This is a genomic window from Amycolatopsis sp. cmx-4-61, assembly GCF_046548775.1.
Taxonomy (GTDB): Bacteria; Actinomycetota; Actinomycetes; order Mycobacteriales; family Pseudonocardiaceae; genus Amycolatopsis.
In genome coordinates, this window is the sequence record NZ_JAEBEI010000050.1 from 1 (window position 1) to 4554 (window position 4554).

Consider the following 4554-nt stretch of genomic DNA (forward strand, 5'->3'; position numbering starts at 1 on the left):
CGCCGTGCCCAGCGCTGCAACGTGTCCCGCTCGTCCTCAGTCAAAGTCAACAGGGGCATCGGCCTGCCGGTACGTGCCATCCATGCACCCTACACTTCAAGGACGGATTTATGGCGCATAACACTAGACCGTCCGCCGCTACTTGTCCGGCGACGTGGTGCCGGGCAAACGCCGGTCTGCTGCGGCTGACCCGTTCGAGCCGTTCGTCGGCTACTGCCGCGCCCCGCTGGCCGACGACCCGCATCGGTGGGCAGCGACGCTGCTGGACGAGATCGCCGAGCTTGGCTATGACGGCGGCTACTCGACGTTCACTCGGGCGCTGCGCCGCTATCAGCTGCGTCCGCATTGCGAGCGTTGTCAGGTGTTCCGCGGCCGGGACGTCGCGATCATCGCTCACCGCCGGGTGAGGAGATCCAGCGGGACTGGCTGGAGCTGCCGGACCCGCCGGCGGGCTGCGGGTGCCGGGAAGCAGGCGCATCTGCTGGTCGGCGCGCTGGCTCACTCGAGCAAGTGGTGCGGCGTCCTGGCTGAGGCCGAGGAATTTCCGCACCTGGTCGAGGCCTCGACGCGGTGCTCCGGCGGCTCGGTGGGGTGACCCAGGCTTGGCGCTTCGATCGGATGGCCACGGTCCATCACCCCTCGTCCGGCCGGACCACCGCCGCGTTCGCGCAGGTCGCGAAGCACTACGGGGTCCGCTCGGTGACGTGTCCGCCGCGGCGCGGGAACCGCAAAGGCGTGGTCGAGAAGGCCAACTACTCGGCTGCGCAGCGCTGGTGGCGCGCGCTCGGCGACGACGTCGCGATCGCCGAAGCCCAGGCCGGGCTGGACCGGGTCGCGGCCAAGCTCGATGGCCGTCGCCGGGTCCTCGACGGCGAACGCATCACCGTCGCCGCCCTGGCCGCAGCCGAGCGGTTACACCAGCCACCGTTGGTCGCGTTCCCGGCCGGGTTCGACCTCGGCCGGATGGTCACGCCGCAGGCGCTGGTCTCCGCTCGCGGCAACGTCTACTCCGTCCCGCTGGGGCCGGGCGGCGCGCAGGTTAAGGTCCGCCACAGGCTCGGGACGGATTGCTATGGATCGTCACCGACCGCGGCGCGACGATCGCGGTTCACCACCGCGCCCCGGACGGGGCCGGGCGAGTCATCCGCGACGAAAGGCACGTGATCGCGCTCGAACACGCCGCGATGGGCGCATTCAGCACCGATCGGCCCTGCACCCATAAAGACGCGCCGGCCGCCGTCGGCGGCGGCGTTGGCCGAGGCGGCGAAGCTGTGCTGCCTGCCTGCCCGCGAGAGGCCCGCGGCCCACGTCGTGATCGACCTGGCCACCTACGCCGCCACCGCGGCGGAGTTGGACGGTAAACCCACCTATGAGTCCGAGGAGGCCTGAACTCTGTCCGGAAACCGTTCAGGGCCAAAGATGAGCGAGGCCCGCCGCTATCAGCAACTCTGTTCGCACTTCTCCTATTTGAAGCTGGACAGCGCCGCCCAGGCCCTGGCCCGGGTTCTGGACCAGGCTCGCGCCGAGGACCTGTCGATGACTGTGGCGCAGCCTTCAAATGGCGTTCATCAATGCGCGCATTCGGGCGGCAACGGCCGCCCAGTCAAGTCGGTCGAGACGTCCGCCTTCGTTACCGAGGCTCAAATGTTCGAGCATCATCCGCACACGGACGACAACATCTGTCGGGACGGCATTGTTGGGTTTACCGGGGACGACGAGCGTAGGAGCACTCGGTTCCTCCTCCCAATACTTCGCCATCACCGAGAGCGCGATACGCGCAAGTTGACTAATGAAGGTGTACGGGCGTTCCGTAGCCCCCGCTTGATCTGCGATTCCGTCCAGCGCGTCCTTCAACGCCTGGACATCGCGCCTGATCGCCGGATCATCGTTGCCGCTTCGTGCGTTCGCAACCTTGGTCGGCAGATGAACGAGTTTACCATTGTCGTCTCGGAGGTCGCTCGTGTCGACACCGTCGGGCAGCCAGATCAGCAGGCCGTTATACGCGAGGATCCGACGCTGATCCGGAAGCTGCGCCTCCGGGAAAAACGCCTGCCGCCCATCATCGGGCTCCAGATACACTTCACCCGGCAAACAAAGAAGAGGAGCATTGGTAAGCACCTGGGTCAATTGCGCTCGTCTTGCGTCGGTCCAATCGACCGACAGATCTTGCTCCCTACAGTGCGGACAGGCGAAGGCGAGCGCTTTGCGACGATAGGGTGTGCCACGGGTCCGATCCACGACCAGTTCACCGTTCCGGTTGACCGCGTTCACATCGTACACCGCTACAGGAGCGGAATTCGGAATCTCCACCAACTTCTGAATGTCGCGGATTCTGTTGACGAAGCAGCGGACATGGAACTGGTCACCACACGGCATCAAGATTTCTTCCGATGGAATGTCGACCATAACACCCTGGGGGGTGGAGGCCGCATACAAAGGCTGATCGCAGGTATCACACGTTGTCTTCACAGGCATGGCCGGAATCGTACGTTGTTCCGCGCCTTCGCGCGCTGCCCCAACGGCGAAGATTTGAGGCAACCCTATACCGGGGACGCATATGCGGGGCGTCAGGTGGGTGTCGTGAGCCGCCTTCCCCTGAAGACAAGAAATCGGGAGTCGGCCGCAGACCGTCGCCTACCGTCCGGCCGTGCGAGTGACAGGGCTGGGTTTCGCCGGCATCGCGCCACAGCTCGACGCCATGCGAGCCGGTGAAGCGACCGCCCGGGAACTGGCAGCGGAGCACCTTGCGCGCGTCGACGCGTTCAAATCGAAGGTCAAGGCTATCGACTGGTGTCCGCGGAAGAACCACTCGCCTCCGGGGGGAGCAACTCGCTGGAGAATGCCGCAAGATCGTTCTGTCCATCCGAAACCCTCTTCCAATACTCACCCGATGACGACGCTCCCCCTCCATCCCCCTCTACGGAGGCTGCTCTTGACGAGATCCGCTTGCTGGCTCTTGGCGATGCGCACGCTCAGGCCGCGTAGCGGCCTCTTCTCGACGACTATTTCCCCGGAAATCATCCCCACGAGGCCTCCGAGCGCGAAGCTGTCACCGTAGACTGCCCTGATAAAGTCACAGAATCCTTCAAGTGGTTCGAAGAGCACTGGCAGAGGTTCCAGCATGACGACACCGCCCATCACATACCACGTAAGTCGAAACCCCGCTTCAGCGTTTCTGAGCTGCCTACACACGTTGGCGTTGCGATTCTCGATGGGCTCGTGTCGGAATACCCAGTCCACAGACCAATCGATCCCGAGGCTGTAGCCACTAACGCCATTGGCACGTTCGGGCCGCGATGAGACAGCCAGGGTCGAACCGACTTCGAAAACAGCTCCCGGACCGACACATGATCGTTCGAACCTACCGACTCGGCCCGCTTCTACCACCTCGCCGAGTTGACTTTTGAACATGTCGCTGATCTGCTTGGACTTTCCCACACACTTGGCAAGTTCAGACCAGAGCAGCTCCCTAACCGGAGACCCGCCCCCTTTCCAAACTCCTTTTACGCGAATCTTGGCAGTCTCGAGATAGTCATTGATCCGAGGAGCCGAGGAGGGCGAGCGATGCTTCGCGATCTGAGCGGGACGATAGGCGCGTGCCGGGTCCGAGCGGTTGTCCAACGACGAACGCTTGAGCCTCGATCCCTCGTCCAGGCTCGCCGATGCTCGAGTCGGCGCGTCCGATATTTCGCTTACCAACTTGTACACCTGACTGCCCTTGGGCAGGTACCAGTCGCTATCTCGAGGCCTGAACCACTCCTGCATGTTCGCGTCTTTTGGTACTTCTACCCAAGATGATTCCCCTTCGATGCGAAACCTGCTCAGGTTGTCATTGTAATAGCGAGCCAATCCAATGTTGGCCATCAGCTGCATAATTTTCAGGATATCCTCGCTGATATCTTTACGCACGTCCGGCCGAGCAAGGTCAGGTACATAAATATCGCCGATGCGAGGAACGCTGGGCTCTGTGATCTGCTTCCATCCGTCCGGGCTGCTCCGGAACAGGCCACGGAGGGGTGTCATCGTGAATATCGGTCGCGGATCGGCATTTGCTAACTCGACCCATGGCCCCAGGCGGCGGGAGGCAAAAAGTGCATTACCGGGCGCTGATTCGATTCCGTATACGGTGGTTTCGTCTCCTTTCCGAAACGCCTTTGCGGTCAGCGCGCGGTACAACAGTACGGCGTCTTGCGCGTCGTCCTCCTCCCGTGCACCACACTCCGCGCACAGCTTGTCGAAGTCTTCTTGGCGATCTTCTAGCAGGAAGAACGCTTTTAATTGCGCAATACTTCTCACTTGCGTCTCGTCGGCGACGTCGAACGCGAGAGGGGATTTATTTACGTATTCGAGAAGTTCCTCGAACGGCTGCCAATTGATATCTGTGGTGCGCATTACTTCTCCCGGTCCGTTCTCGGCATGGCTGGAGCGCGGCGCGGCCTGCCGCTGTCCCAGGATGAACGCGGCTACGTTCGGGTGCAACAAGGTCTTCCCGAAGGGGTCGGCGCTTCCCCTTGGGGAAGTGCAGAGCACGTGTCGTCGTCCAAGGTTGCGAGA

Annotated in this window: 4 protein-coding genes; 2 read left to right on the top strand and 2 right to left on the bottom strand. The window is 62.8% G+C overall.

What is annotated here, in order from left to right; all coding sequences use genetic code 11:
* Positions 1–142: 142 nt before the first annotated feature.
* The gene (locus ACLJOU_RS46755) at positions 143–595 is read left to right on the top strand and encodes a hypothetical protein (RefSeq protein ID WP_410575760.1); all 453 of its coding nucleotides are present in this window, start codon (positions 143–145) and stop codon (positions 593–595) included.
* Between the two features lie 23 nt (positions 596–618).
* Positions 619–1164: a hypothetical protein gene (locus ACLJOU_RS46760; RefSeq protein WP_410575761.1), complete on the top strand. Its 546-nt coding sequence runs from the start codon at positions 619–621 to the stop codon at positions 1162–1164.
* A gap of 390 nt (positions 1165–1554) precedes the next feature.
* Here ACLJOU_RS46760 and ACLJOU_RS46765 read toward each other — a convergent pair whose 3' ends face one another.
* Together ACLJOU_RS46765 and ACLJOU_RS46770 are read right to left on the bottom strand one after the other, a co-directional pair.
* On the bottom strand, positions 1555–2475 hold the full coding sequence (locus ACLJOU_RS46765) for a hypothetical protein (RefSeq protein WP_410575762.1): 921 nt from the start codon (positions 2473–2475) through the stop codon (positions 1555–1557).
* Between the two features lie 408 nt (positions 2476–2883).
* The coding region (locus ACLJOU_RS46770) for a hypothetical protein (RefSeq protein WP_410575763.1) at positions 2884–4554 on the bottom strand (1671 nt) is incomplete at its 5' end.

Excerpts from the sequence above, each read along its gene's own strand:
- ACLJOU_RS46765 (WP_410575762.1), bottom strand. The coding sequence starts at position 2,475 with ATGCCTGTGAAGACAACGTGTGATACCTGCGATCAGCCTTTGTATGCG.
- ACLJOU_RS46760 (WP_410575761.1), top strand. The coding sequence starts at position 619 with ATGGCCACGGTCCATCACCCCTCGTCCGGCCGGACCACCGCCGCGTTC.